Origin of the sequence: Cucumibacter marinus DSM 18995, from assembly GCF_000429865.1 — a bacterium.
In the GTDB taxonomy this organism is placed as follows: domain Bacteria; phylum Pseudomonadota; class Alphaproteobacteria; order Rhizobiales; family Devosiaceae; genus Cucumibacter; species Cucumibacter marinus.
This window is the reverse complement of record NZ_AUCR01000001.1, coordinates 457,267-481,203: the sequence shown is the minus strand read 5'-3', so window position 1 is coordinate 481,203 and position 23,937 is coordinate 457,267. Positions and strand designations below refer to the sequence as shown.

The following is a 23,937-nucleotide window of genomic DNA, read 5'->3' as shown; positions in this document are numbered from 1 at the left end:
TCAAAGACCTGTCAGCGGCTGCAGAACCCGCATCAACCGGCTCTTGAACGCCAAAGGCGCATCGAGAGCGACCAGGCAGATGCAGTCTTCACCTTCCTCGGCAATCGGTTGATGATCGACATCATCGTCATGGTCGGCGAGATCGCCGGCGGCAAATCGGCCAAACCGGTCATTATAGGCACCCGAGAGGATGAGCGTCAGCTCATGTCCGCCATGTCCGTGCTCGGGCATGGCCGCACCGGCACCGACCTTCAGCAGCACAAGGCGCGAATGACTGTTGGCCGGCACTTCCAGTTCGGCGAGCCAGGCCTTGGGCCCCTTGCGTTTCCACTCGATGCTCTCGAGGCCGCCCTTCAGATACGGCGCGAGCGGGGAGGGCACGCCCTCATGCCGCTTGATGGGGGCCGGACGAGGTTCCTCTTCGGGCGAGCCGTCGAGCGCCGAAAGCAGCCGGTCGAGCGCATCGGCGCCAATCTTGGCCTCGGCTTCCTTTTCCAGGATAGCGCCGCCGACATCCTCGAGATGCGCGACTTCGCCCCGGCAGGCACCACACATCGCCAGATGTGTCGCGATCACGACGGTATAGGCCTGATCAAGCGTGCCCGCGGCGTATGCCATCAAGGTTTCGGGCTGAGGGTGATGCGCAACGGTCATTGCAGATCTCCCAAAACTGGTCGCAGTTTCTCATAGGCAAGCCGCATGCGCGACTTGACCGTTCCCAGCGGCAGGCCGAGCTTCTCGGCGATCTCGGTCTGGGAGAGGTCGTGTTCGTAGGACAGGCTGAGTATTTCCATCTGCTCCTTGGGCAAAATTGCCAGTGCCGCCTTGACGCGGCTCACGGTTTCATTGGTTTCAATGATCTGCTGGCTCGAAGGCGCATCGCTTTCGATTTCAATCGCCTCGACATCCGCATAGGGACGTGAAGACAGACGCCGGACGTGATCGATCCGCAGATTACGGGCGATCGTGTATATCCAGGTGCTCGCGGCGCCTTTGCGGCGAGCATAGAGATGCGATTTTCTCCACACGGTCAGCATGGTTTCCTGCACCAGATCATCAGCCAGCGCCTCGTTAGCCCCGAGCCGCAGCATCATTGATTTCAGTTTCGGTGCGAACAACGTGAACAGGGCGGAAAGCGCCTGTTTGTCCCGATGCTCGGCGACACGGAGCAGGAGCGCCGAGGCATCAGCCTGTGGCGCCTGAACGGGCGTCGAGCCCCGATCTGGAGCTTCATTCATAGAAGCCGCGTACATGACCTGTCTCCGCTTCGCAACGAGATTTACGCGTCGCCGAACGGAACGGATCACAGGAAATGCAGTTGATAGGAGGAATGTATGGCCGGTTGGTCACCGGCTTCTGTCCGCGCATGTATTTCGAGCCTCAAGAGACGACCTTCGCAGCTTCCAGCATAGCACCCGGGAGCAGACCATTATGTGGAAAACCGCCACTTCAGCGCCGTCATGCACATGCGGGCTGGTTCTGGGCCGGGAAAACTGCAAGGGCTTGTCATAAAGCCGTCACAGACCGCCGGTCGCCGACAGACCCACTGCACCAAGACAGTCGCCGATGAACAAGACCGCGCTCGACAAGGACCTCAAAAAGGTCGCCAGTCTCGAAACCGCCACCCACGATATTTCGCGGCAGCTCGCCGCGCCGGGCCTTGCGGCGTTGTTCATTCTCGCTGCGCTGATTTACGCGCTGTTCTCTTTTGCCGGCGGCCCGTTCTCCTACCTGGTAATCACCGGCGCGGTGATATCCGCATATATGGCTCTCAATGTCGGCGCCAACGATGTGGCCAACAATATGGGTCCGGCGGTCGGGGGCAGGGCATTGACCATGGTCGGGGCGCTGGCCATCGCGGCCGTCTGCGAAGCGGCCGGGGCGCTGCTGGCCGGCGGGGACGTGGTGACGACGGTCTCAAGCAAACTGCTGACCAACGAACTGAACCTGTCGGCGCGCGACTTCATTCTGGTGATGAGCGCGGCCTCGCTCGCTTCGGCCATGTGGATCCACATCGCGACCTTCCTGAATGCGCCGGTCTCGACAACCCATTCCGTGGTCGGCGGCGTGGTTGGTGCCGGCATTGCCGCCGCCGGCTTTTCGGTCGTCGCCTGGCCAGTCATCGGCACGATTGTTCTGTCCTGGATCATCTCGCCGGTTTTTGGCGGCCTGCTGGCCTCCGCACTGCTGGCGGTCGCGCATATCACAATTCTCGACAAATCCGACAAGCTGAGCGCCGCCAAGCGCTGGGTGCCGGTCTTCGTCGGGCTGATGACGGGCGTGTTCGCCATGTATCTGGCGACCAAGGGCCTCAAGCGCATCTGGGCCCCGGGCTTGCCGCTCGTGCTGGTGCTCGGGCTGGTTGCCGGGCTGGCCGCCTATGCCGTCTCGGTGCCCTGGATCGGGAACCGGGTGCCAGGCCTTGAAAACCGAACCAAACATGTCAGCGGGTTATTCCGCCTTCCACTGATCATGGCGACGGGTCTTTTGTCTTTCGCCCACGGGGCCAACGATGTCGCCAATGCCGTGGGGCCGCTGGCTGCGATCGTCGCGGCGGCGGAAACGGGTCTCGCCAGCCCCGAGAAAGTCGCCTTGCCCCTCTGGGTTTTGGGGATCGGTGCCATAGGCATCGCGGTCGGCTTGGCCCTGTTTGGCCCCCGCCTCATCCGAATGGTCGGTGAAAAGATCACCAAGATGAACGAGGTCCGCGCCTTCTGTGTCGCGCTGGCTGCTGCCGTGACGGTGCTGATTGCGTCGGCGCTCGGCCTGCCTGTCTCATCGACCCACGTGGCGGTGGGCGCCATCTTCGGTGTCGGTTTCCTGCGGGAATGGGCTTCCAATGAAAGCATTCGCAATCCGCCATTGAAGGTGAATGTGCCTGAGGCGCGCTCGGACCAGTTCAACCAGACCGCCGAAGAAGCCGTGAAACAGCTTCAGGGCCGCGACAAGCGCCGGCTCGTCAGGCGTCAGCACGCACTCGGGATTGCGGCAGCGTGGATCATCACGGTGCCCGCCTCGGCGCTGGTGTCCGGCCTGCTCTATGCGGTGATGCGGCTGTTGCCCGGCACCTGATTGCTGCGCAAGAGCGATTTGTTGAACTCCGCAGCGACCCTGGCTGCGGCCTTGCTGGCCATCAGTCGCCGCACCTGAGGCAGGAGCGCCCAGTGGCGGAACCGTTGGTCCTCCTCAGGCCAGTCATCGACCTGTTCGGTGACCAGCATCGGAAACAGGTGGACGCGCACGAGGCTTTCGGCCTTGTTGTTCTTGGTGTGCACATAGTTGCCGACCGCCTCTGAGGCGATCTGACCGCGAATGCCGGCTTCTTCCCATGCTTCCTGGGCTACGGTTTCCTGAGCAGTCAGCCCCTCGATCGGCGATCCCTTGGGGAAAACCCAATTGGCGCTGCGCCGCGAGGTGATCATCAGGAATGCCACCTGGTCATCGATCACCCGATAGGGGATCGCGCCGAACTGGCTGCCCTCCGGTTCTCCTGAGTTGGACATGAAGATCGATTTGGCAATTCTGACCAAAGGCATTGATGGCGGTCCGTTGAGTTGCGGGGCGAATCGTAGGGCGTCTATTGCAGCCTGCTCTGCGCGATTTTCCAAGCCCGCATTACGGCGAGCATTGATCCGGAGGAAACTGACACTGTTGCCCGCTCGGCGTCGTGCCGGGCGAAATAAATCGTGGCACGTATCGAAGGCAGGATTTTGAAGGCCCAGCCGAGCGTAAAGCGGGCCGACCGCTCTGGCCATCCTTGCGGAGGCATTGAGCGGAGCGAAATCGCCGGGGGGAAAGGTGGCGCGCCCAAGGGGAATCGAACCCCTGTTTCCGCCGTGAGAGGGCGGCGTCCTGACCGCTAGACGATGGGCGCGGAAGCTGCAGCGTATACGCCTCCTCGGTGTCAGGTTCAAGGGGCATGCAAAGGGCCTTCAAAAAGGCTCTGGCCTTACGTGAACGCCAAGCATCGCCGCCGACACCTTCGGGCACAGGATGCTCGACAAGCAAAGCCTTGAAAGGCTTGATTTCCATGGGGGAAAGAAGTGGCGCGCCCTACGGGACTCGAACCCGTGTTTCCGCCGTGAAAGGGCGGCGTCCTAGACCGCTAGACGAAGGGCGCGGCGACGTGGGCATCCGTATATTGGGCAGCCGCTCATCGCGCAAGGGCCAAAATCGCTTTTTTTCAGATCAATTCGGGTTGCCCGCAAATTGACGTTAGCAGCCGCTGCAAATTGCCATTAGCAACCACTGAATGTGACCGGTCCGCGATAGCCAGAAGGACGGTCGCGCACATCCACATGGATGAATTTGCGGCCCGGATAACAGCCGAGGCCACCCACACCTCTATCGTTTTTCATGAAGGCGATGAGGCGCGATTTCGGAACCCCGGGAATGAAGATATCCGCGGCCATGCACTTCATGTGATAGGAGGAGCTGGCGCCGTTGACCTTGGCGTTGTGCCAGGGCGTACGATAGCCCGAAGTGACCACCACCGGCTTGCGGAAATGGCGTTCGGCACGGCCAAGCGTCATGCGCAGGCGGGGACCGAGACAGAAGGTTTCGACCCCGTCATGTTCGACATAGAGCCCGGCTTTCTTCTTGTAGGCGAGATGGCCGAAAGAGGCGCACCCGGCCACGAGAACAGCGATCATGAAGAATGAAATGACGTGCCGCATGGTTCGATCCCTGCCGCGTGGTTTCGAAACAATGAACGCGGCAGGGACAAACCTAGTTATTCAAGGCTAACGGGGGCTCAAGAAGAGCGGTTAATTTCCCGTAAAATCGATTACCACTCGCCGGTATTGGGCATGGAGGCCCAGGGTTCCTGCGGCTCCTTGGCCTCGCCTTTTTGCAGCAGCTCGACAGAAATGCCGTCTGGCGACCGCACAAAGGCCATATGCCCGTCGCGCGGTGGGCGGTTGATGGTAACGCCCATGTCCTGAAGGTGCTGGCACAGGGCGTAGATATCGTCGACCTCATAGGCAAGGTGACCGAAGTTCCGGCCGCCCGAATATTCTTCGGGGTCCCAGTTATGGGTGAGTTCGACATCGGAATGGTCGCCCGGCGCCCTCAGGAAGATGAGGGTGAACCGGCCTTTTTCGTGATCCATGCGCCGGCGTTCCTCGAGCCCGAGGCCCTCGCAATAGAAACGCAGGCTCTCCTCGACATTGCTCACGCGCACCATGGTGTGGAGGTATTTCAAGGCAATTCTCCTGACTCAAATCTGATTTGATGAGACTGAAACGGGCATGATCGGGTGAGACATGACAGCCCCGGACGGGCCGCGCAAGGGACCGAATGGTGGACGGTTCGGGCAGGGATTCACAATTCCTTGCAAAACGCTTAACTTCATGGACTGAATCGGCCAAACTGGTTTTGGTTAAGTGGCGGCCGGACGAGTTGACGGCGTACCGAGTATGAAGAGGCGTGAACACGATGGGGGCGAAATTCACGACCGAAGTCGAGGAGGCGGAAAACGATTCCGTCGAACTCGGACGCGACCGTGGCAATAGCGGCGCGGATCTGCATGCCGGCGCGCAAGGCACGGTCGATGTCGTTGAGGTCACCGGGTCGATCAAGTGGTTCGATGTGGCCAAGGGCTTCGGCTTTATCGTGCCCGACAATGATCTTCCGGATGTTCTTGTTCATGTGACGTGCCTGCGGCGCGACGGCTACCAGACGGCCTATGAGGGCGCACGTGTGGTCTGCGAGGCACTGGCTCGCCCTGGTGGATTGCAGGCCTTCAGAATCCTGTCGATGGATGAATCGACAGGCAAGCATCCTTCCCAGCTTCCCGATGCCCGCACTCATGTCTCGGTAGAACCGTCATCGAGCCTCGAGCGGCTGGAGGTGAAATGGTTCAACCGTGTGCGCGGCTTCGGTTTCCTCACCGCGGGTGAGGGGCATCCCGACATCTTCGTGCACATGGAAACCCTGCGCCGCTATGGCATGACCGAGTTGCGCCCCGGCCAGTTCGTGCTTGCGCGCTATGGCGAAGGCCCCAAAGGCCTCATGGTTGCCGAAATCCGGCCCGATGGTTGGGGTGAGGGACCGTCCTCTCACTAAGCTGCGGCGAGGCGGCATGCTCCGCCGCCGTTTCATTTTGGTTGCATCATATCGGACGAAGCCCTGACGGCTGTTCGTTCGCGCGATGCTCGACCCGGAGTACTCCGCGTGGCAACTTCCTGGCTTCACAAGGCAGCGATGATTGCGTCTGTGCTGGCGCCGCTGGCGCTTGCCGGTTGCATGGGCGGTGCGGATGAAGGCACGGTTATTGCTCGCACGGCGGATGGTAGCGAACACCGGTTTGCCGTTCAGATTGCGGACACCCAAGACAGCCGCCGCCAGGGCCTGATGTTTGTCACCGAGCTCGGGGCAAACGAGGGCATGTTGTTCGACTTCAAGGAAGAGCGGCAGGTTGCCTTTTGGATGCAGAACACACTCATTCCGCTCGATATGATATTTGCGCGCAGCGATGGCACCATTGCCAATGTGCACGCCAATGCCCGGCCGCGCGATACCACTTCGATCCCTTCGGACGGCGCAGTGCAGTTTGTTCTTGAAATTCCGGGCGGCCGGTCCGCCGAGATCGGGCTCAAGGCGGGTGACACGCTTGTGCACCCTCGCATGAACGCGGGCGAATAATCCGAATTATTTCAGAATGTTACGTCTTGGGCTGGAATCAGTCTCTCAGGCGCCAATGGCCGTCATCGCCAGCCGGTCGATGACCATGCAGTGCAACATCGCTGTCAGATGAAGGCTTGCGCCGGCGACAACGAAGCCGTGCCAGACCGCGTTCTGGAACCGCAATCGGCTCCAAAGATGAAACACCAGCCCCAGCGAATAAACCACGCCTCCGGCAACGATCAGCCAAAGCGTTGCGGTGGGAAGGGTGTCGGCCAGCAGTTGGATGGCGATGACCCCCGACCACCCGATGGCAAGATAGAGCGGGATGGCAATGCGCCCGAAGCGCTGTGGAATGGTGAGTTTGAGCGCCATGCCCACGATTGCCCCGCCCCAGACGAGTGCTGACAGGATCACCCCGATCGAGGAATCGCGGATCAGCACAAGGAAGGGGGCATAGGTGGCGGCGATAAACAGGAAGATCGCAGCCTGATCAAACCGCGCCAGCACATCTTTCGCCCGGGATTCCGGCCAAAGATTGTAGGCCAGCGAGACGCCGAGAAGCGTGAGAAGTGAAACCACGTAAAGGATGAGAGCCGGGGCCTCTTCGCGCGCCGTGTAGGCGACGGCGAACGCGATCAGGACGGAGCCGAGCGCCAGGGTGAGGGCAAACCCTATGGTGTGAATGACGCCGTCTGCAATCAGCTCCCCGCGCGAGAAGCTGAGGTGCTGCTTCCGCCACCATGATTTGAGCTGATCGAGTTCGTGTTGTGCGTTCATTCGGTTGGTCTCGTACCTATTCTATCGGGTGGGTATGAACAAAGCCTGATCCTAGGTCATTGCACCGGGACGGCAATTTCAAGGCCGCACGACTGCAATGATGACGGCAGAGGCGCTGGTGTGGCCAATCTGCGGCGCCCAAACAACGGTCGAGGCGTGCAACGGGCGAGGTCGGCAACGGTCGAGGCGGGCATTGGGGGCGGGAATGGAGTGAGGCGGGGAAGGGGACTGACAGCCGTCTCAATTCGGTCTAGAAGGACCGCCGACGGCCCCGTAGCTCAGCTGGATAGAGCAGTAGCCTTCTAAGCTATTGGTCGCAGGTTCGAATCCTGCCGGGGTCGCCACTCCCCGCGGTGGCAGAACCACTGGCAAAGCCCGCCTTTTCGTGCACACTGACCCGGTCATTTATCAGCCGAGGCTCAACCGCGTGTCCTATCGCGACGATCTTCTCAAATCGATCCAACAGCAGATCGAACAGAAGCTGCGCGAATATGACGGGCAATTGCCTGCCGATACCCGCGATCAGATCGAGAATTTCCTTGCGATCGGTCGAAAACGCGGCGAGACCGCGCGGGCCGGCCGGGTGCCGGACAGCTCAAGCACACCCGAATTCGTCAGCGATCGCCCGGATACGCACCCCGCGCCGATCGTTGCAAAGCCTGTGCCCCGGCCAAAGGCACCAGAGACGCAACCCGAGCCGGATCGCTCTACCGGGGTTGCCCGCATTGTCGGGCTCGAAACCGGGGCACTCAGCTGGCTGATCGGCGGTGCGGCGCTTGGCGGCATCGCAGCGCTCACCATTGGCCGGCTCGGCAAGATCAGGCGGCAATCCGAATTGCTCGCGGCTCTCACCATCACGCAGGAGCGCCTTGGCGCGCAGACATATGAAGGGTTTCTCGACTGGCTTTGTGACACCGATCAGGAATGGGATGCGGCTGGCGGATTGCTGGACACGCTCATCGATGCGGGAATTGTCGAGGAGCGCGAGGCCGAAGGGCAGACTTATCTCTGGGTCGATGGCAACAATCCGGCGCTCAAGGCGCACTGGGATCGCGTTGAACGTCTTCAGGAAAAGGTGGAAGCGCTCTGATGCCTGCGGCCTCAGGTCTTGAGCGCCGTCGTACCGCGAACGACCAGCTCGGCATCGAGAAAATGGCTGCGCGGCGGCGTCGCGTCCGGATCGGTCAGGACCTGAATGAGTGCCTCAGCGGCCAGTGACCCGATTCGCGCCCGGTCCTGGTGCATGGTGGTCAGGCCCGGCCAGATCTTCTCGGCGACCATGATGTCGTCGAACCCGCCCACCGAAACGTCCCGCGGCACCTTGAGGCCGGCAGTCCGGATTTCGGAGATAAACCCGACCGCCATCATGTCGTTCGAACAGAATACCGCAGAAGGGCGATCGGAAAGGGCCAGGAATTGCTGGGCTGCCGCCGCGCCGGATTCAAGGCTGAAATCGCCTTCGATGATCAGCTCGTCCTCGACCGGTATGCCGTGGGCAATCAGTTCCTCGCGATAACCCTTCAGCCGCGCCGCGCGCACGATACTGTCGGGATCACCTGTGATGTGAGCGATGCGCTGGTGGCCAAGTTCGATCAGGTGACGCACCATCTTGCGCGACGCGCCGACATTGTCCGACTTGATGACCGGCAATTGCGAGGCGAGCCCGGGTCTTTCCTCGCAGGCGAGGATGATCGGGGGCACTTCGTCGGGATCGTGCAGTGCCAACAGGCCATCAAGCGCGATGGAGCCGTCCAGCACCAGAACGCCGTCGACACGATGGGACTGCAGATGCTCGGCAAGTTTGGAGCCGGCCTCACCGGCCTGCTTGCGGCTCGCGATCAGCGTGGCAAATCCTGCCTCGCTCGCTGTGCGCTCAATGGCGTCGAGCATGACCGAGAAGAACGGATTGCCGATATCCGGCAGGGCGACCAGAAGCGTGTTGGAGTTCTGCTTGCGCAGGCTGCGGGCGGCCTGGTTGACCGTGTAGCCGGTTTCCCGCACGGCAAGGGTTACCCGTTGACGTGTCGCGTCTGACACGCGCGTGGGATCGGTCAGCGCACGGCTGACGGTCGCCGTCGACACACCAGCCGACCGGGCAACATCCTGAATGGTGGGCAGCCTTTTGTGCACGCCTCCCTCACTTGCGAGAGAATCCCGCAACGGCGCCGGTCCCGCCCCCGGCGGCCGGTTTTGTTCTTGACGGTCGTAGCCGCGCTGTCAATTCCACTGTTGCACAAACGGCACGCGAATAACATCGCGCATGCCGAATGAAGGGCGCGCGCAAAGCCAGATAATTGAATAATATCAGAAACTTGTCACAAAATGACGGTATCGCGATGCGGCGCAAGATGATTTACCAATGCGGCAAACTGTCCGCATACAAGCGTACCGCTTTGCGTCAGTGCGTCCAGGGCAAGCGGCGGTCGGCGCGGAAATTGTCCGAATAGGCGACCTTCTTTTCGGTCGGCTTGTGCGGCTTTTGCACCTGGTAGTCCACCCCGACGCGCTTGGCATAGGCTTCGGCCTGCTCGAGGGTATCGAAGGTCAGTTTGACCTGGCTGTTCATGTCACCCGAGGAGGTGTAGCCCATCAGCGGATCGATATCGCGCGCGCTCGCCGGTTCGAACACCAGCACCCAGTGCTTGGTCTTGCCACGGCCGGACTGCATGGCGTTGCGGGCGGGCTGATAGATGCGAGCGGTCATGATCCATCCTCATCGTCATAACAGGCAGGCGGCGGTGCTGGTCGGAGTAGCAAGATTCGAACTTGCGACCCCTGGTTCCCAAAACCAGTGCTCTACCAGGCTGAGCTATACTCCGGGCAACCGCGCATGCGCGGCTCCCGATTACACATTCTTGTCGGCCTCGGCAAGCCATGATACCCGGCCTCCTGGCCCATCGTCGAGGGCCGAGCACCTGCGTGAGAGAAACCAGGATATCCTGCCCCGTCGACAGGGCGGCAAATGCCGTGAGAGGTGAAGCGTGCCAATGAGTGAAACTGGCCCGGAATCCGGCGCCTCACGGGGCACACGCCGTTACCTGACGATCGCAGCACTTGGCCTGTTGGTGCTTGTTTTCACCATCGTCGTGGCCAGTTTCGCCGATGAAGCGCTCACCCGGACACTCGTCGCCTGGCCCGCCCCTGAGCGCGCGTTTTTTGCCTGGCTGACCCAGTGGGGCGAATCCCAGTGGGTGCTGGTGCCGGCTCTTGTATTGGCCCTTGTCGGCCTCGCCGCGCGGTTCATCCCCATGGCTATGACACCGAAGGCGATGATCCGCGCCACCGGTGCTGCAGGGGCGCTGATGTTTTTCGGCGTTGGCCTGCCTGGACTTGCGGCCTCGCTCCTCAAGCGCCTGATCGGGCGCGCGCGTCCGATTCATCTCGATGATGCGGGCGTCCTCGGGTTTTCCCCGGCTTCGTTTGGAGACTGGACGTTTCAGGGTTTCCCCTCGGGGCACGCAACGACGGCCTTTGCAACGGCAGTAATCGTCGGCGTGCTGTTCGGTAAACGCCAGACCTGGTGGATCTGGATTGTCGCCGTTCTGATGGCACTGTCACGAATCGTGACCGGTGCACATTACCTGACCGATGTGCTCGCGGGTGCCACGTTAGGGACTTTCGGGGCCATGTGGGTCGCCACAGTCTGGGCGCGGCGATGGCGCATACCGGACCGCGATGGGAAGGGGCCGGGCCGGCTGGCCGCCCCCTTCCGTCGGTTCTTGCGGCGGCTCCGCCGTCAAGCGCTGAGATAACGCTCCAAGGCGCCTTTCAGATCGGATTTGAGGTCTTCGGGGTCTTCGAATCCGATATGAATCCGCACGCACGGACCGTTCTCGGTCCAAGGTACGGCTGTCCGGGTCGGACGTGGATCGAAGGGCAGCACAAGGCTTTCGAATCCACCCCAGGAATACCCCAGCCCGAACAGTTCGAGCCCGTCGATCATCGCCGCCAACGCATCAGGTGACCGCTCCTCCAGAATTATCGAGAACAGGCTGCCGGACCCTTCAAAATCGCGTTTGAAAATCGAATGCCCGGGACATTCGGGCAGGGCAGGGTGAAGCACCCGCTTCACCCCTGGCTGCTCGCCGAGCCAGCGGGCCATTTCCAGCGCGCGTTCCTGATGCGCGGCCATGCGGACGGCCAAAGTGCGCAAGCCACGGCTCACCAGCGCGGCGTCATCCGGCGAAACCGAAAGCCCTAAGGATCGGTAATCCTCGAGCATCGGATTGGCCCAGCGCTCATTGGTGGTGATGGTCCCGAACAGGACATCGGAGTGCCCGCCAAACATTTTTGAGCCTGAATGGACCACGATATCCGCGCCCAATTCCAGCGGGCGGTAGAACAGAGGTGTTGCCCAGGTGTTGTCAGCTATGATCGCGACGTCGGGACCGACCGCAGCCCGGATCGCAGGAATATCCTGTATTTCAAAGGTTAGGGACCCAGGGCTCTCAACAAATATTGCCTTAGTCTTGGCAGTGATCAATTCTGACAATTCAAAACTTGCCAATGGGTTGAAAAAACGGGCCGTGATTCCGAAGCGATTCAAGTGTTTTTCAGCAAAGTTGCGGGTCGGTTCATAAGCGCTGTCGCTGATCAGAATTTCATCACCTGCACCGACGCAAATCGACAATGCGAGAGAGATTGCGGACATCCCTGAAGGGGTGCAACGCGTTACCGCACCACCCTCAAGCGTGTTTACGATCTCCTCGGCTCCGCGGCTGGTCGGCGTGCCGTGTCGACCGTATTTGTAGGGCCGGTCGCCGGATTTGAGCTGTGCAAGGTTGTCAAACAGGACCGTTGAGCCCCGGACCACCGGGGTGTTGACAAATCCTGCCTGGCTTGCGGGGTCACGGCCTGAGTGGGTGAGGACCGTTTGATGTGAAAACCGTACGCCTTTTGGCGTCATGCTTGAATTTCCCTCAATAGAACACAGTATTTCGTTGCGGTTTGTTGAGGCACCCGCCGGCCGACGTGGGCAAAGCCCGCAAACCACTTGACCCCCGCCGAAAAGTGTCATTCCATGACCGCGGTCCCGCAGGGAGAATATGTATCCGGGGCTGCCACTTAGACAGCAACACATACACGTTGCCGTCGCCATATTACAAACAGGGTTAGGAAGAAGGCTACGTTATGAGCAAACGGATCGTAACAATCGCCGTTGGCGCAGCATTGGCATTCACGGTGCAAGCCGCGCAGGCCGATACGCTCGAAGACGTCAAGGAAAAGGGATACGTTCAGTGCGGTGTCACTGAGGGTGTGCCCGGATTCTCGAATCCGGACGAAAACAACGAATGGTCCGGCATCGAAGCCGATTACTGCATGGCGCTTGCCGCTGCAATTTTTGATGACACCAGCGCGGTTCGCTATCGCCCGTTGACGTCCACCGAGCGCTTTACCGCGCTGTCTTCGGGGGAAGTCGACGTTCTGGCACGCACGACCACCTGGACCATGTCGCGCGACACGCAGCTCGGCATCAACTTCACCGGCACCTACTATTATGACGGCCAGGGCTTCATGGTCCGCGCCGCCGACGGTATCACCTCGGCTCTCGAGCTTTCGGGCGCTGCCGTGTGTATCGAGTCCGGTACCACCACCGAGCTGAACGCTGCCGACTATTTCGAAACCAACGGGATGGACTACAATCCCGTCGTGTTCGTGCAGCAGGACGAAGTCGTGAAGGCCTATCAGGACGGTCGCTGCGACGTGTACACCACGGACTCCTCGGCCATTGCAGCCGAGCGTTCGAAGTTCGCCGATCCTTCCGAGCACATCATTCTGCCGGAAATCATCTCGAAAGAGCCGCTCGGCCCGTCCGTTCGTCAGGGTGACGATACCTGGCTGAACATCAACCGCTGGACGCTGTTCGCGATGATCAACGCTGAAGAACTCGGTGTGACCTCGGAAAACGTCGACGAGATGCTGGGTTCCGACAACCCCTCGATCAAGCGCCTGCTGGGCGTTGAGGGCGACTTCGGCACCCCGATGGGCCTGGACAAGGATTGGGCCTATCGCATCATCAAGGCTGTCGGCAACTATGGCGAAAGCTATGACCGCCACATCGGCCCGGACACCGCGATCGGGCTGGAACGCGGCCTGAATGCGCTGTGGACGAAGGGTGGCATTCTCTACGCCCCGCCGATCCGCTAATCACGAAACTCGAACCCGGCGCCCTTGTGGCGCCGGGTTTGCTTTCGGCACACCGCCACTAAGAGCGGTACCGGAAGCCATGTGCGTTCAGCGCATACAGGTGGGGAGTTATGGCAACACAAGACGTTGCACCGCGCCGGGAGTCGCCGAAGACATCGTTCTTCAACGACCCCAAGGTCCGCGGGCTTCTATATCAGGTCATCGTAATCGCGGCGCTAGTCGTATTCGTGGCCTTCATTTGGCAAAACACGCTGGCGAACCTCGCCAAGCAGAACAAGACCACCGGCTTTGATTTCCTTTGGGACACGTCCGGGTTCGACGTCCTTTTCTCGCTCATTCCATATGACCGCAGCTCGTATTATTACCAGGCGCTTCTCGTAGGCCTTCTCAATACCGGGCTCGTGGCCGTCATCGGCATCGTCCTGGCGACCATGCTGGGGTTCTTTGTGGGCGTGGCGCGATTGTCCAACAACTGGCTCGTGGCGCGACTGGCGACCATCTATATCGAGTTGTTCCGGAACATCCCGCTGCTTTTGCAGCTGTTTTTCTGGTACTTCGCGGTGCTCAAATCAATGCCGGGAGTGAAACAGAGCTATGCGTTCTTCGAGGCTGCGTTTCTCAATCAACGCGGTTTCTACGTTCCGGCACCGCTGCCAAGCGAGAATTTCTGGATCGTCGTACTCTCGGTCGTGATCGCCATCGGCGCAGTCTTCTATCTGCGGCGCAGGGCGCGGATTCACCTTGAGGCGACGGGCAACCGCATGCCTGTGGTTCTGCCCGCGATCGGCATTCTCATCGTGCTGCCGGCGCTGGCCTGGCTGCTGTCGGGTGCGACCCTCGACTGGGATCTCCCGCAGCTCAAGGGCTTCAACTATCAAGGTGGGCTGACACTACCGCCTGAGTTCCTGGCGCTGGTGTTCGGGTTGACCATCTACACCTCGGCCTTCATCGCGGAGGTCGTCCGCGCAGGCATCAATTCGGTCAGCCACGGCCAGACCGAAGCGGCGCAATCGTTGGGCCTCAAGGATGGCGACCGGCTCCGCCTGGTGATCATTCCCCAGGCCATGCGGGTGATCATTCCGCCGCTCACCAGCCAATATCTCAACCTGACCAAGAACTCCTCGCTGGCGGCCTTCATCGGCTTCCCCGAACTTGTGAGCGTGTTCATGGGCACAACCCTCAACCAGACCGGGCGCGCGATCGAAGTGGTGGCCATCACCATGTTGATCTATCTCACCCTTTCGCTCGGCACGTCTGCGTTCATGAATTGGTACAATGAACGCGTTCGTCTGGTGGAACGGTAAGGGGGCGGATATGGCCAAGATGCAACAATCATATGTCCGCCAGGAAATGGTTCAGGACCTGCCGCCACCACCGGCGAGTTCCGGTTTTGTCGGCTGGGCGAGGAGAAGTCTGTTCTCCTCGATTTCAAACTCCATTCTGACCATTGTGGCGGCGCTTTTCGTCGTCTGGGCAGGTTATCACCTGTTCCACTTCTTCATTCTCGACGCGGTTTTCGTGGCCGAGGACGGGTCGGCTTGCAAGCTCAAGCCCGGCGCCTGCTGGGCTTTCATCTGGGATCGGATGGACTTCTTCATTTATGGGTTCTTCCCCAAGGATCCCTATTGGGCCTCGACGGATATCTTCTTCGTCTCCGCCTTCATGGAGTACTGGCGCATCAATGTGCTCTTCGTGATCGGCCTGGCATTGCTGGTTCCGTTGCTCATTCCCAGTGTGCCGGGCAAGCTGATCAACGCGCTTCTGTTCTTCATCCCGTTCCCGATCCTGGTGATCGTGCTTCTCAATGGGGGCTGGTTCGGTCTCGAACTTGTTCCCACGGAGAAGTGGGGCGGGCTGACGGTCACGCTGATCATCGGGCTCGTGGGGATCGTCGCTTCGCTTCCGATCGGCATCGTGCTGGCCCTTGGGCGACAGTCCAAGCTGCCTGCGATCAAGACGCTTTGTGTGGTGTTCATCGAAATCTGGCGCGCAGTGCCGCTGATCACGGTCCTGTTCATGGCCTCGGTCATGCTGCCGCTGTTCGTGCCCGAGAACATGACCATCGACAAACTCTTGCGGGCCCTGATCGGGGTGGCGCTGTTCAACTCGGCCTATATGGCCGAGGTGGTCCGTGGCGGGCTTCAGGCCTTGCCGCGCGGCCAGTATGAAGCGGCGTCGGCGCTTGGGCTGAATTACTGGAAGTCCATGGGCTTCATCATTCTGCCCCAGGCCCTCAAGCATGTGATCCCGGGGATCGTGAACACCTTCATCGCCTTGTTCAAGGACACTTCGCTCGTCGCCATTGTGGGGATCTTCGATCTTCTCAGAACGGTGCAAAACGCTGCGGGGAACGACTTGAACTGGGGTGCGCCCACCACGTCGGTGACCGGCTATATCTTCGCCGCCGCCATGTTCTGGGTCTTCTGTTTCTCCATGTCGCGGTATTCCATGTTCATGGAACGCCGGCTGGAAACCGGACATAAGAGGTAACCAAATGAGTGACCAAACCGCAGCAGCGAAAGAAGAAGAACTGCAGGCCAACCGCTCGAAGATGACGGTGTCTGAGACCGATGTCGCTGTCGAGATTGTCGACATGCACAAATGGTACGGCGATTTCCACGTCCTCAAGGACATCAACCTGACGGTCATGGGAGGCGAACGCATCGTCATCGCCGGGCCTTCGGGTTCGGGGAAGTCGACGCTCATCCGCTGCATCAACCGGCTCGAAGAGCATCAGCAGGGCCAGATCATCGTGGACGGGATCGAGTTGACCAACGACCTCAAGCGCATCGATGAGGTGCGCCGCGAAGTTGGTATGGTGTTCCAGCACTTCAACCTGTTCCCGCACCTGACCATCCTCGAGAACTGCACGCTCGCCCCGATCTGGGTGCGCGGCATCCCCAAGGCCGAGGCCGAGGAGACCGCCATGCATTATCTCGAGCGGGTGAAGATCCCCGAGCAGGCCAACAAATATCCCGGTCAGCTTTCTGGTGGTCAGCAGCAGCGTGTGGCGATTGCACGTTCTCTGTGCATGAACCCCAAGATCATGCTGTTCGATGAGCCGACCTCGGCCCTCGATCCGGAAATGATCAAGGAAGTGCTCGAGGTGATGGTGTCCCTTGCCGAGGACGGCATGACCATGCTGTGCGTGACCCACGAGATGGGCTTTGCCCGTCAGGTCGCCAACCGGGTCATCTTCATGGACCAGGGGCAGATCATCGAGCAGAACGAGCCTGGCGCGTTCTTCGATAATCCGCAGCACGAACGCACCAAGCTGTTCCTGAGCCAGATCCTGCATTAGGGGTTCGGCCGGCCCAGGTCGGCCGCCACCCACTGTTTCACGCCCCGCCGGTGTTGCCGCGCGGGGCGTTTCCTTGAGGGCAGGCGCAAAATCGGGCACTGCCTAAAATTCGCTGAAAAACAGGTCGATAACCGCATTGGCGGCGGCGAACGTCTTGACCGGCCAGTGAGAATGTCGAGAATTGACCGCCAATCAGCGACAGGATCGCGCGGCGCGGGGGCGGCGCGGTGCATAGGCTCGGAAAAGCGCGTGCGATTTGTTCTCGCCTTCATACTGGCAATGTTGCCGGCCCTCGCATTCGGGCAGACACTGGATGCGGTCAAGACCCGGGGGTTTCTCCGTTGCGGGTCGACTGAAGCGCTGGCCGGCTTCTCTCAGGTTTCCCCCGAAGGACTGTGGTCCGGCTTCGACGTGGATATGTGCCGCGCGGTTGCCGCGGCAATCTTTGGCGACCCGAACAGGGTCGAATTCATCTCGCTCGCCGGCAAGAGCCGCTTCGCGCCCCTGCAGAATGGCGAGGTCGATATCATGGCCCGCAACGCTCCCTGGACCATGGGGCGCGATACCGGGCTCGAAGTGCGCTATGTCGGCACGACCTTCTATGACGGCCAGGCCTTCCTGATCCGCAACCATGGCGGCGTGATTTCGGCACTCGATCTCAAGGATGTTTCAATCTGTGCGATCAGGGGATCGAACCACCTCGCCAACATGCGCAACTTCTTCTTCCTGGGGCAGGTGGACTACACCGAGGTCCTGTATGAAGACGACAATGATCTGATCACCGCCTACCGAACCGGGCTGTGCGACGTGGTGACAGACGACGCCACGCGGCTTTATGCCATCCGCGACGCGCTGGGCGACCCCACGGGACACCGTATCCTGCCTGAGCGCTTGTCCAAGGAACCGCTCGGACCCGTGATCCGAACCGGTGACGACCAGTGGCGCAATGTAGTGACCTGGGTGATCTACGCCATGATCAATGCTGAGGAACTTGGCGTTTCTTCCCACAATATCGACACGATGGCTGCCGCTGACAATCCCGCCATTCGCCGCCTTTTGGGCCTCGATGGTGATTTCGGCGCCTCCATCGGGCTGAGCCCGACTTGGGCCCGCAACATCATCTCGACAGTTGGCAATTATGGCGAGATTTTTGACCGGAATCTCGGCAGTTCCTCGACGCTCAAGATCACTCGCGGGCGCAATGCCCTTTGGAACAAGGGCGGTTTGATCTTCGCGCCGCCCATCCGCTAGCGCTTCGCCGCCGCGCGTTTCACGACCATCAGACGTCACCGAGGAGGAAACCATGTCGCGGCTGAGATGGGGTGTGCTCTCGACTGCCCGTATTGCAACCGAAAAGGTCATTCCCGGCATCCAGAAATCCGAACTGAATGTGGTGACGGCAATCGCCTCCCGTGATGGCGCCAGGGCCCAGGCCGCTGCCGCGCAATTGGGAATCGCCCGCGCACTCGACAGCTATGAGGATTTGCTGGCCGACCCCGATATCGATGTCATCTACAATCCTCTGCCCAACCATTTGCACGTGCCGTTGACACTAAGCGCCCTCGAAGCCGGCAAGCATGTGCTGTGCGAGAAACCGATTGCACTCGACGCCGACGAGGCGCGCGAGCTGCTCGATCGCCCTGGACCGCCCTATGTCATGGAAGCCTTCATGGTGCGCTTCCATCCGCAATGGCTCCGCGCCCGCGAGATCGTGCGATCCGGAGAGCTCGGTGCAATCCAGCGTATCGCGGCCGATTTCTCCTACAGCCTGACCGATCCGGCCAACATCCGGCAGGACCCGAAAATGGGTGGCGGCGGTCTGCTCGATATCGGTGGCTATTGCATGCTGGCGGGACGGTTCCTGTTCGAGGCCGAACCCCGGCGTGTTTTTGGCCTGTTTGACCGCGATCCCGGCTTCGGCATCGACCGGCATGTCACCGGGCTCGCCGATTTCGGGGCCGGGCGTCAGCTCGGCTTCACGATCTCGACCCAGTCGGTTCGGCACCAGAGAGTGTCGGTCTTCGGCGCCGACGGCTATCTCGAGATCATCTGTCCGTTCAACGCGGCGCCCGATAGCGACGTGGAACTGCGCATCGGCCGGGGAGAACTCGACGGCAGCGATGTGCGCATCGAGACCATTCCCGCAGCCGATCAATACGCGCTGCAGGCGGACGGGTTCGCGCGTGCCATCATGAACCGCACACCACCTCCCTACGGACCGGACGATGCGGTGAAGAACATGCAGATTCTCACCGCGCTATTCCGCTCTGAACAGTCGGGTCAATGGGAGACGGTTACCGACGCCTGACTACAATTTCTCGGGCGGCAGCGCAGCAGCCTGTTTGATCCAGTCGGTAAACTGGTCTTCGTCGAACGGCTTGTCCTCGTAGATGTGGAAATAGCGGGTATCCGGCGTTTTCGACGCGACCGGTGGAACGGGATCGAGCGAGGTGCCTCTGAAGAAGGTCACCTTGATATACTTGTCGAAGCAGTGATAGCTCACGATCCACAGATCGCCTTCAAACCCGTAGAACGGCGAGTTCCACTTGATCGCCTTGTGTACGCCTGGCACCGCCTTCTCGATCAGCGTGTCGATGCGGCGACCCATATCGCTTTTCCAGCCTGGCATCGCCTTGATATAGGCCTGCACCGGTTCATTCCCGTATCCCTTGGGGATTTGCGGATTGCCGCCTGACAGCAGCACCACGCCATCGGCATTCGGCTTCAGCGGCGGCCTTTTCGTGGGCTTTCCCGGTTTACCTGGCAAGGTTGCGCCTCCCTGATCAGACCTCGATCACGCTGGCCCACGCTCAAGCGGCAGGGCGTCATTGGCGCCCCATTCGGCCCATGATCCGTCATAAAGGCTCATCGCGTCGATACCCATCTGCGCCAGCGCCAGCAAAAGAATAGGGGCGGTGACCCCGGATCCGCAACTGGCGATGACCGGCTGCTGTGCATCCACACCTGCCGAAGCGATCCGCGCGGCCAGTTCGTCTTTGGATCGCAGGCGACCGGCCTTGACGAGGTCACCGAACGGCACATTCAGCGAGCCGGGAATATGCCCCGATCGAAGGCCGGCGCGCGGCTCCGGTGCATCTCCGGTGAACCGGTCCGCGGGGCGCATATCCACGACCTGCACATATTCGCGGCGGCGCTGCACCTGTTCGGCGCTGACCAGGGCATCTTCACGCGGGTGGGGCGCGAAGGGCACCGGGTCGGCCACGCCGGTCCCGAATTCGACCTGGCGGCCTTCGGCAAGCCATTTGGGCAACCCGCCATCGAGCACATAGGTCCGCGCTGCACCCATCGCCCTGAAATTCCACCAGGCACGGGCCGCGGAAAACAGGCCGGCCCCGTCATACACAACGATTGTGTCGTCGGCCGAAATGCCCAACGCCCCCACCATCTCGGCAAAGCGCTGCGGATCCGCGGCCATATGCGGCAAGTCCGTATCCGGCTGGGCTATGCCGTCGATATCGAAAAACACCGCGCCAGGAATGTGCTTGTTTTCGAACTCGCGATAGGCGTCGCGCCCCATGCCCGGCAGATACCAAGAGGCATCGAGGATTTTGACATGCGGCTCAGCCCGGTAGGTGTCGAGCCAGCCCGTCGATTTGAGTGGCGATTCTACGGCCATGATTTCCCCCAACCGATAGCGGCCATCGCGCGAATTGCGTGCGCGCCCTCAGCTATAGATGATTTTGGCGATTCCCGGAAAAGCCGAAAGCGATCACTCCTCGGCAAAGTGCAGGGAAACGCGGCGGTTCTGACGGCCTTTCTTCTCGATCTTGCCGATCCGGACGGGACCGATTTCGCCCGTGGAGGCGACATGCGTGCCCCCGCAAGGCTGCAGATCGACAGGCTCAGGCCCCGACCCGATTCGGATGAGGCGCACACGGCCCTGGCCGCGTGGCGGCTTGACCTGCATCGTTTTGACCATGTCGGGATTGGCGTCGAGTTCTTCCTCGGTAATCCATTCCGAGGTGACCGGGTGGTCGGCGGCGATCATCTCGTTGAGACGCGCCTCGAGCGCATCCTTGTCGTCGGGCACCTCCGGCATGTCAAAATCGAGCCGGCCCTTATCCTCTCCGATCGACCCGCCCGTGACCGGGAAGGGGAACACGACCGAAAGCAGATGAAGCGCTGTGTGCATGCGCATCAGTCGATGGCGTCGGTCCCAGTCGAGGTTGGCAACGACAGTGTCGCCTGCGGCCGGCAGCTCCTGGCCTTCGGCAGGGACATGCACAATCTCGGTCTTGTCTCCGGGATGGATGGTCGTGGCAATCTCGATCCGGCTGCCGCCTGGCACCTCGAAAACGCCGGTATCGCCCGGCTGTCCGCCGGAATTGGCATAGAAGATCGTCCGGTCGAGGACGATCCCGCCGCGGTCGTTCACCTCGACGACCTGCGCTTCGATCGATTTGGCGTAGGGCTCTTCGCGAAAAACGAATTCGGTCATGACATCCTCACGATTCGACCCGCCTCACAGGACCGGTGAAAACAGCTTGGCGGTCTGGCAGGCAAGGCGGAAGAAGAAGTTGCGCTCTTGCAATTCATCCTGGGTGGTCAGGAGCGACTTGGCAAAGTCGCGTTCAAGCATGTCTTTGACATTATCGACCATTTCGCGGCCCGTGAACCACAGCGTGATCTCGAAATTGATGTTGAACGAGCGATAGTCGAAATTGACGGTCCCGACCCCGGCCAGTTCGTCATCGCACAGGATCACCTTCTGGTGCAAAAAGCCTTCCCGGTAGCGGAAGACCTCGATGTTGTGCGCCGCCATTATGTCCGCATGCGCCATGCTGGCCAGCCACACGAGCATGTGGTCGGGCTTCTCGGGCAACAGAATCTTCACATCCACCCCGCGCATGGACGCGGCGTAGAGTGCCGTCTGGATGTCGCGGGCCGGCACGAAATAGGGACTGACGATCCATAACCGTTTGCGCGCCCGCGCGATCACCTCGGCAAAGGCGATTGCGCAGTCTTCAAGCGGATCTGCGGGGCCGGTCGGCATCACCAGCACGGATTGATCGCCAACTTCGCCAAGGTCTTCGGGCACGGCGGCGGGCAGTTCCTCACCGGTCGACCACGCCCAGTCCTCCCGGAAAACGAGGCCGCAGGCCTGCGCAGCCGGACCCCTGACATGGACATGGGTGTCCCGCCAGGGTCCGATCTTCGGATCGAGGCCAAGATATTCGTCCCCCACATTCAGCCCGCCGACCCAGGCCTCCAGTCCGTCCGCGACAAGGATTTTGCGGTGATTGCGATAGTTGATCCGGGTCGGCCCGTAGATGCGCAGGAACCGGTGGCGATGATTGAACGACACCAGGGCGACGCCGGCCTCTCGCAGCCGCCTTTTGTATGATCGCGACAGCCAGAAACTGCCCGCATCGTCATAGAGGAAATAGACCTTCACCCCGGCCCTGGCGCGCTCGATCAGGGCATCGGCAAAGCGATTACCGAGATCATCGTCACGGACGATGTAGAACTGGACGAGGATGTAGCTCCTGGCCCGTGCAATGCCATCGAGCATCGAAGCAAAGGCCGCATCGCCGTCGATCAGCAATTCGGTCTTATTGCCGCGCAGGAACGGCACTTCCGCCACGCGATGCAGAACGGGCCAGTTCCGTTGAGCCTCATTATCGATCAGCTCGAGTTCGGCGGCGCGTTTTTCGCGCTGATCCCGGCCCGAATGGGTCTGGATCTCGGCGTAGCTGTCGAAATGCTTCCAGCCGATGACGAGATAGACGAAGGTGGTGGGGAAGGGCAGCAGCCCCAGCGACAACAGCCAGGCGATCGAAGCCTGCGCCGTGCGCGAGTTCATCACCTCGCGAATGGCGCAAAGACCGGCAAGCACATAGTTCGCCGCGTAAAGCGTCGCGATGAGCGTGAAGTTTTCGAGGAAAACCTCAAGCCAGTTCACGGCAGAAGTCTCGGGCTACGCATCCGGTTCCGGCTCGAACACGTCGCTCATGTCGATGTCCATCTGCGCCTCGAGGAAACCGGGGACTGGCAGGGATTTCGAACGCAGGAAGTCCGGGTTGAAAATCTTCGACTGATAGCGGTTGCCGTAGTCGCACAGAATGGTGACGATGGTTTTGCCTGGTCCCATCTCTTTCGCCATGCGGACCGCGCCGGCAATGTTGATCGCCGTCGAGCCGCCCATGCATAGCCCTTCGTCTTCCAGCAGGTCGAAGATATAGGGGAGGGCCTCTGCATCCGGGATCTGGTACGGCATGTCGACCTCCAGCCCTTCGAGATTGGCGGTGATGCGGCCCTGGCCGATACCTTCGGTGACCGAGCTGCCGTTCGATTTCAGCTCGCCGGTCGCATAATAGCTGTAAAGCGCAGCACCTTCGGGATCGGCGATGCCGATCTTGATCTTCGGGTCGCGCGCCTTGAGCGCCGTGGCGACGCCGGCCAGCGTGCCCCCGGACCCGACCGCGCAGATGAATCCGTCGATCCTTCCGCCGGTCTGTTCATAGATCTCGGGGCCGGTCGTCTCGATATGAGCCTGCCGGTTCGCCACATTGTCGAACTGCTGCGCCCAGATGGCGCCATTCGGCAGTTCGCGATTGAGTTTCTCGGCGAGCCTGCCCGATACCTTCACATAATTGTTGGGGTTCCGGTAAGGCTTGGCGGGCACCTCCACAAGCGTCGCACCGGCGAGCCGGATCATGTCTTTCTTCTCCTGGCTCTGGGTCTCGGGAATGACGATCACCGAATTGTATCCGAGGGCATCGGCTACCAGCGACAGGCCGATGCCGGTATTGCCCGCCGTGCCCTCCACGATCGTGCCGCCCGGTTTCAGTGAGCCATTCTTTTCAGCCTGCCGGATGATCGACAATGCCGCCCTGTCCTTGACCGACTGGCCGGGATTGAGGAACTCGGCTTTGCCCAGGATCTCGCAGCCTGTGAGCTCGGAGACCTTGTTGAGGCGGAAAAGCGGCGTGTTGCCGATAGCGGAAAGAACGTTGGGATGAATCGTCATGGGATGTCCGGCGTTATCGTTGCCAAAAGGGTAGTGAGCGCACCGGCCAATCTCAAGCCCACCGTCTTGAAATAGAAAGGTCATTCCAGTTTTC

General features: G+C 60.8%; 25 protein-coding genes and 4 tRNA genes. 12 read left to right on the top strand and 17 right to left on the bottom strand.

The features are described 5' to 3' along the window. Together G489_RS0102495 and G489_RS18755 are read right to left on the bottom strand one after the other, a co-directional pair. Complete coding sequence (locus G489_RS0102495; protein ID WP_029040187.1) at positions 1-654, bottom strand: ChrR family anti-sigma-E factor; 654 nt, start codon at positions 652-654, stop codon at positions 1-3. Continuing rightward, positions 651-1,253 (bottom strand): sigma-70 family RNA polymerase sigma factor, encoded by a 603-nt coding sequence (locus G489_RS18755; protein ID WP_081691359.1) that lies wholly within the window; start codon positions 1,251-1,253, stop codon positions 651-653. Before G489_RS18755 ends, G489_RS0102495 begins: the two co-directional genes overlap by 4 nt. Positions 1,254-1,566: 313 nt before the next feature. On the opposite strand from G489_RS18755, the gene G489_RS0102485 reads away from it, so the two are divergent. Further along, on the top strand, positions 1,567-3,072 hold the full coding sequence (locus G489_RS0102485) for an inorganic phosphate transporter (RefSeq protein ID WP_029040186.1): 1,506 nt from the start codon (positions 1,567-1,569) through the stop codon (positions 3,070-3,072). Here G489_RS0102485 and G489_RS18750 read toward each other — a convergent pair. From G489_RS18750 to G489_RS0102460, 5 genes are all read right to left on the bottom strand, one after another. Continuing rightward, positions 3,039-3,536 carry an NUDIX hydrolase gene (locus tag G489_RS18750; RefSeq protein WP_051332218.1) on the bottom strand — a complete coding sequence of 166 codons (498 nt, stop codon included), beginning with the start codon at positions 3,534-3,536 and terminating at the stop codon, positions 3,039-3,041. The genes G489_RS0102485 and G489_RS18750 overlap by 34 nt on opposite strands. A gap of 263 nt (positions 3,537-3,799) precedes the next feature. Beyond that, a tRNA-Glu gene (locus G489_RS0102475) sits at positions 3,800-3,874 on the bottom strand. 170 nt (positions 3,875-4,044) lie between these two features. Next, positions 4,045-4,120: transfer RNA gene (locus G489_RS0102470), tRNA-Glu, on the bottom strand. 118 nt (positions 4,121-4,238) lie between these two features. Beyond that, positions 4,239-4,676, bottom strand: a complete 438-nt coding sequence (locus G489_RS0102465) for a YcbK family protein (protein WP_029040185.1) — start codon at positions 4,674-4,676, stop codon at positions 4,239-4,241. A 110-nt stretch (positions 4,677-4,786) separates the two neighbouring features. After that, positions 4,787-5,203, bottom strand: coding sequence for a VOC family protein (locus G489_RS0102460; RefSeq protein ID WP_029040184.1), 417 nt, complete (start codon positions 5,201-5,203; stop codon positions 4,787-4,789). Positions 5,204-5,436: 233 nt separating this feature from the next. On the opposite strand from G489_RS0102460, the gene G489_RS0102455 reads away from it, so the two are divergent. After that, positions 5,437-6,066, top strand: coding sequence for a cold-shock protein (locus G489_RS0102455; RefSeq protein WP_029040183.1), 630 nt, complete (start codon positions 5,437-5,439; stop codon positions 6,064-6,066). 108 nt (positions 6,067-6,174) lie between these two features. Further along, positions 6,175-6,645, top strand: a complete 471-nt coding sequence (locus tag G489_RS0102450) for a DUF192 domain-containing protein (protein ID WP_245578793.1) — start codon at positions 6,175-6,177, stop codon at positions 6,643-6,645. Positions 6,646-6,690: 45 nt separating this feature from the next. On the opposite strand, the gene trhA is transcribed toward G489_RS0102450, so the two are convergent. Next, positions 6,691-7,404: a PAQR family membrane homeostasis protein TrhA gene (trhA, locus tag G489_RS0102445; protein ID WP_029040181.1), complete on the bottom strand. Its 714-nt coding sequence runs from the start codon at positions 7,402-7,404 to the stop codon at positions 6,691-6,693. 267 nt (positions 7,405-7,671) lie between these two features. Here trhA and G489_RS0102440 point away from each other — a divergent pair. Both G489_RS0102440 and G489_RS22175 read left to right on the top strand, forming a co-directional pair. Beyond that, positions 7,672-7,748 (top strand) — tRNA-Arg (locus tag G489_RS0102440). A gap of 83 nt (positions 7,749-7,831) precedes the next feature. Continuing rightward, the gene (locus G489_RS22175; RefSeq protein WP_155889288.1) at positions 7,832-8,494 is read left to right on the top strand and encodes a hypothetical protein; all 663 of its coding nucleotides are present in this window, start codon (positions 7,832-7,834) and stop codon (positions 8,492-8,494) included. A gap of 11 nt (positions 8,495-8,505) precedes the next feature. On the opposite strand, the gene G489_RS0102430 is transcribed toward G489_RS22175, so the two are convergent. From G489_RS0102430 to G489_RS0102420, 3 genes are all read right to left on the bottom strand, one after another. Beyond that, on the bottom strand, positions 8,506-9,534 hold the full coding sequence (locus G489_RS0102430) for a LacI family DNA-binding transcriptional regulator (RefSeq protein WP_029040179.1): 1,029 nt from the start codon (positions 9,532-9,534) through the stop codon (positions 8,506-8,508). A gap of 268 nt (positions 9,535-9,802) precedes the next feature. Beyond that, positions 9,803-10,108 (bottom strand): ETC complex I subunit, encoded by a 306-nt coding sequence (locus tag G489_RS0102425; RefSeq protein ID WP_029040178.1) that lies wholly within the window; start codon positions 10,106-10,108, stop codon positions 9,803-9,805. A 38-nt stretch (positions 10,109-10,146) separates the two neighbouring features. Further along, a tRNA-Pro gene (locus tag G489_RS0102420) sits at positions 10,147-10,223 on the bottom strand. Positions 10,224-10,391: 168 nt separating this feature from the next. Here G489_RS0102420 and G489_RS0102415 point away from each other — a divergent pair. Continuing rightward, a complete protein-coding gene (locus tag G489_RS0102415) occupies positions 10,392-11,156 on the top strand; it encodes a phosphatase PAP2 family protein (RefSeq protein WP_029040177.1) in 765 nt (254 codons plus the stop codon). Here G489_RS0102415 and metC read toward each other — a convergent pair. After that, positions 11,141-12,310, bottom strand: coding sequence for a cystathionine beta-lyase (gene metC, locus G489_RS0102410; protein WP_029040176.1), 1,170 nt, complete (start codon positions 12,308-12,310; stop codon positions 11,141-11,143). The two genes, G489_RS0102415 and metC, sit on opposite strands and share 16 nt — an antisense overlap. A gap of 224 nt (positions 12,311-12,534) precedes the next feature. Here metC and G489_RS0102405 point away from each other — a divergent pair, with 224 nt between their 5' ends. The 6 genes from G489_RS0102405 (at position 12,535) to G489_RS0102380 (ending at position 19,160) form a co-directional block, all read left to right on the top strand. Further along, on the top strand, positions 12,535-13,551 hold the full coding sequence (locus tag G489_RS0102405; protein WP_029040175.1) for an amino acid ABC transporter substrate-binding protein: 1,017 nt from the start codon (positions 12,535-12,537) through the stop codon (positions 13,549-13,551). A 110-nt stretch (positions 13,552-13,661) separates the two neighbouring features. Beyond that, entirely contained in the window at positions 13,662-14,855 is a 1,194-nt protein-coding gene (locus tag G489_RS0102400; RefSeq protein ID WP_029040174.1) for an amino acid ABC transporter permease, read from the top strand. A 10-nt stretch (positions 14,856-14,865) separates the two neighbouring features. Then, positions 14,866-16,041: an amino acid ABC transporter permease gene (locus G489_RS0102395; RefSeq protein WP_035871192.1), complete on the top strand. Its 1,176-nt coding sequence runs from the start codon at positions 14,866-14,868 to the stop codon at positions 16,039-16,041. Between the two features lie 4 nt (positions 16,042-16,045). Then, positions 16,046-16,852: an amino acid ABC transporter ATP-binding protein gene (locus G489_RS0102390; protein WP_029040172.1), complete on the top strand. Its 807-nt coding sequence runs from the start codon at positions 16,046-16,048 to the stop codon at positions 16,850-16,852. A gap of 249 nt (positions 16,853-17,101) precedes the next feature. Next, on the top strand, positions 17,102-18,103 hold the full coding sequence (locus G489_RS0102385; RefSeq protein WP_245578792.1) for an amino acid ABC transporter substrate-binding protein: 1,002 nt from the start codon (positions 17,102-17,104) through the stop codon (positions 18,101-18,103). A gap of 52 nt (positions 18,104-18,155) precedes the next feature. Then, positions 18,156-19,160 carry a Gfo/Idh/MocA family protein gene (locus tag G489_RS0102380; RefSeq protein ID WP_029040170.1) on the top strand — a complete coding sequence of 335 codons (1,005 nt, stop codon included), beginning with the start codon at positions 18,156-18,158 and terminating at the stop codon, positions 19,158-19,160. Here G489_RS0102380 and G489_RS0102375 read toward each other — a convergent pair whose 3' ends face one another. From G489_RS0102375 to G489_RS0102355, 5 genes are all read right to left on the bottom strand, one after another. Further along, positions 19,161-19,580, bottom strand: a complete 420-nt coding sequence (locus G489_RS0102375; protein ID WP_029040169.1) for a DUF1801 domain-containing protein — start codon at positions 19,578-19,580, stop codon at positions 19,161-19,163. It lies immediately after the preceding gene. Positions 19,581-19,646: 66 nt separating this feature from the next. Further along, positions 19,647-20,489: a 3-mercaptopyruvate sulfurtransferase gene (sseA, locus tag G489_RS0102370; RefSeq protein ID WP_029040168.1), complete on the bottom strand. Its 843-nt coding sequence runs from the start codon at positions 20,487-20,489 to the stop codon at positions 19,647-19,649. Positions 20,490-20,582: 93 nt separating this feature from the next. Continuing rightward, a complete protein-coding gene (locus G489_RS0102365) occupies positions 20,583-21,311 on the bottom strand; it encodes an alanyl-tRNA editing protein (protein ID WP_029040167.1) in 729 nt (242 codons plus the stop codon). Between the two features lie 24 nt (positions 21,312-21,335). Continuing rightward, positions 21,336-22,775, bottom strand: a complete 1,440-nt coding sequence (cls, locus tag G489_RS0102360; RefSeq protein WP_029040166.1) for a cardiolipin synthase — start codon at positions 22,773-22,775, stop codon at positions 21,336-21,338. 15 nt (positions 22,776-22,790) lie between these two features. After that, complete coding sequence (locus tag G489_RS0102355) at positions 22,791-23,843, bottom strand: cysteine synthase A (RefSeq protein WP_029040165.1); 1,053 nt, start codon at positions 23,841-23,843, stop codon at positions 22,791-22,793. Positions 23,844-23,937: the final 94 nt, after the last annotated feature.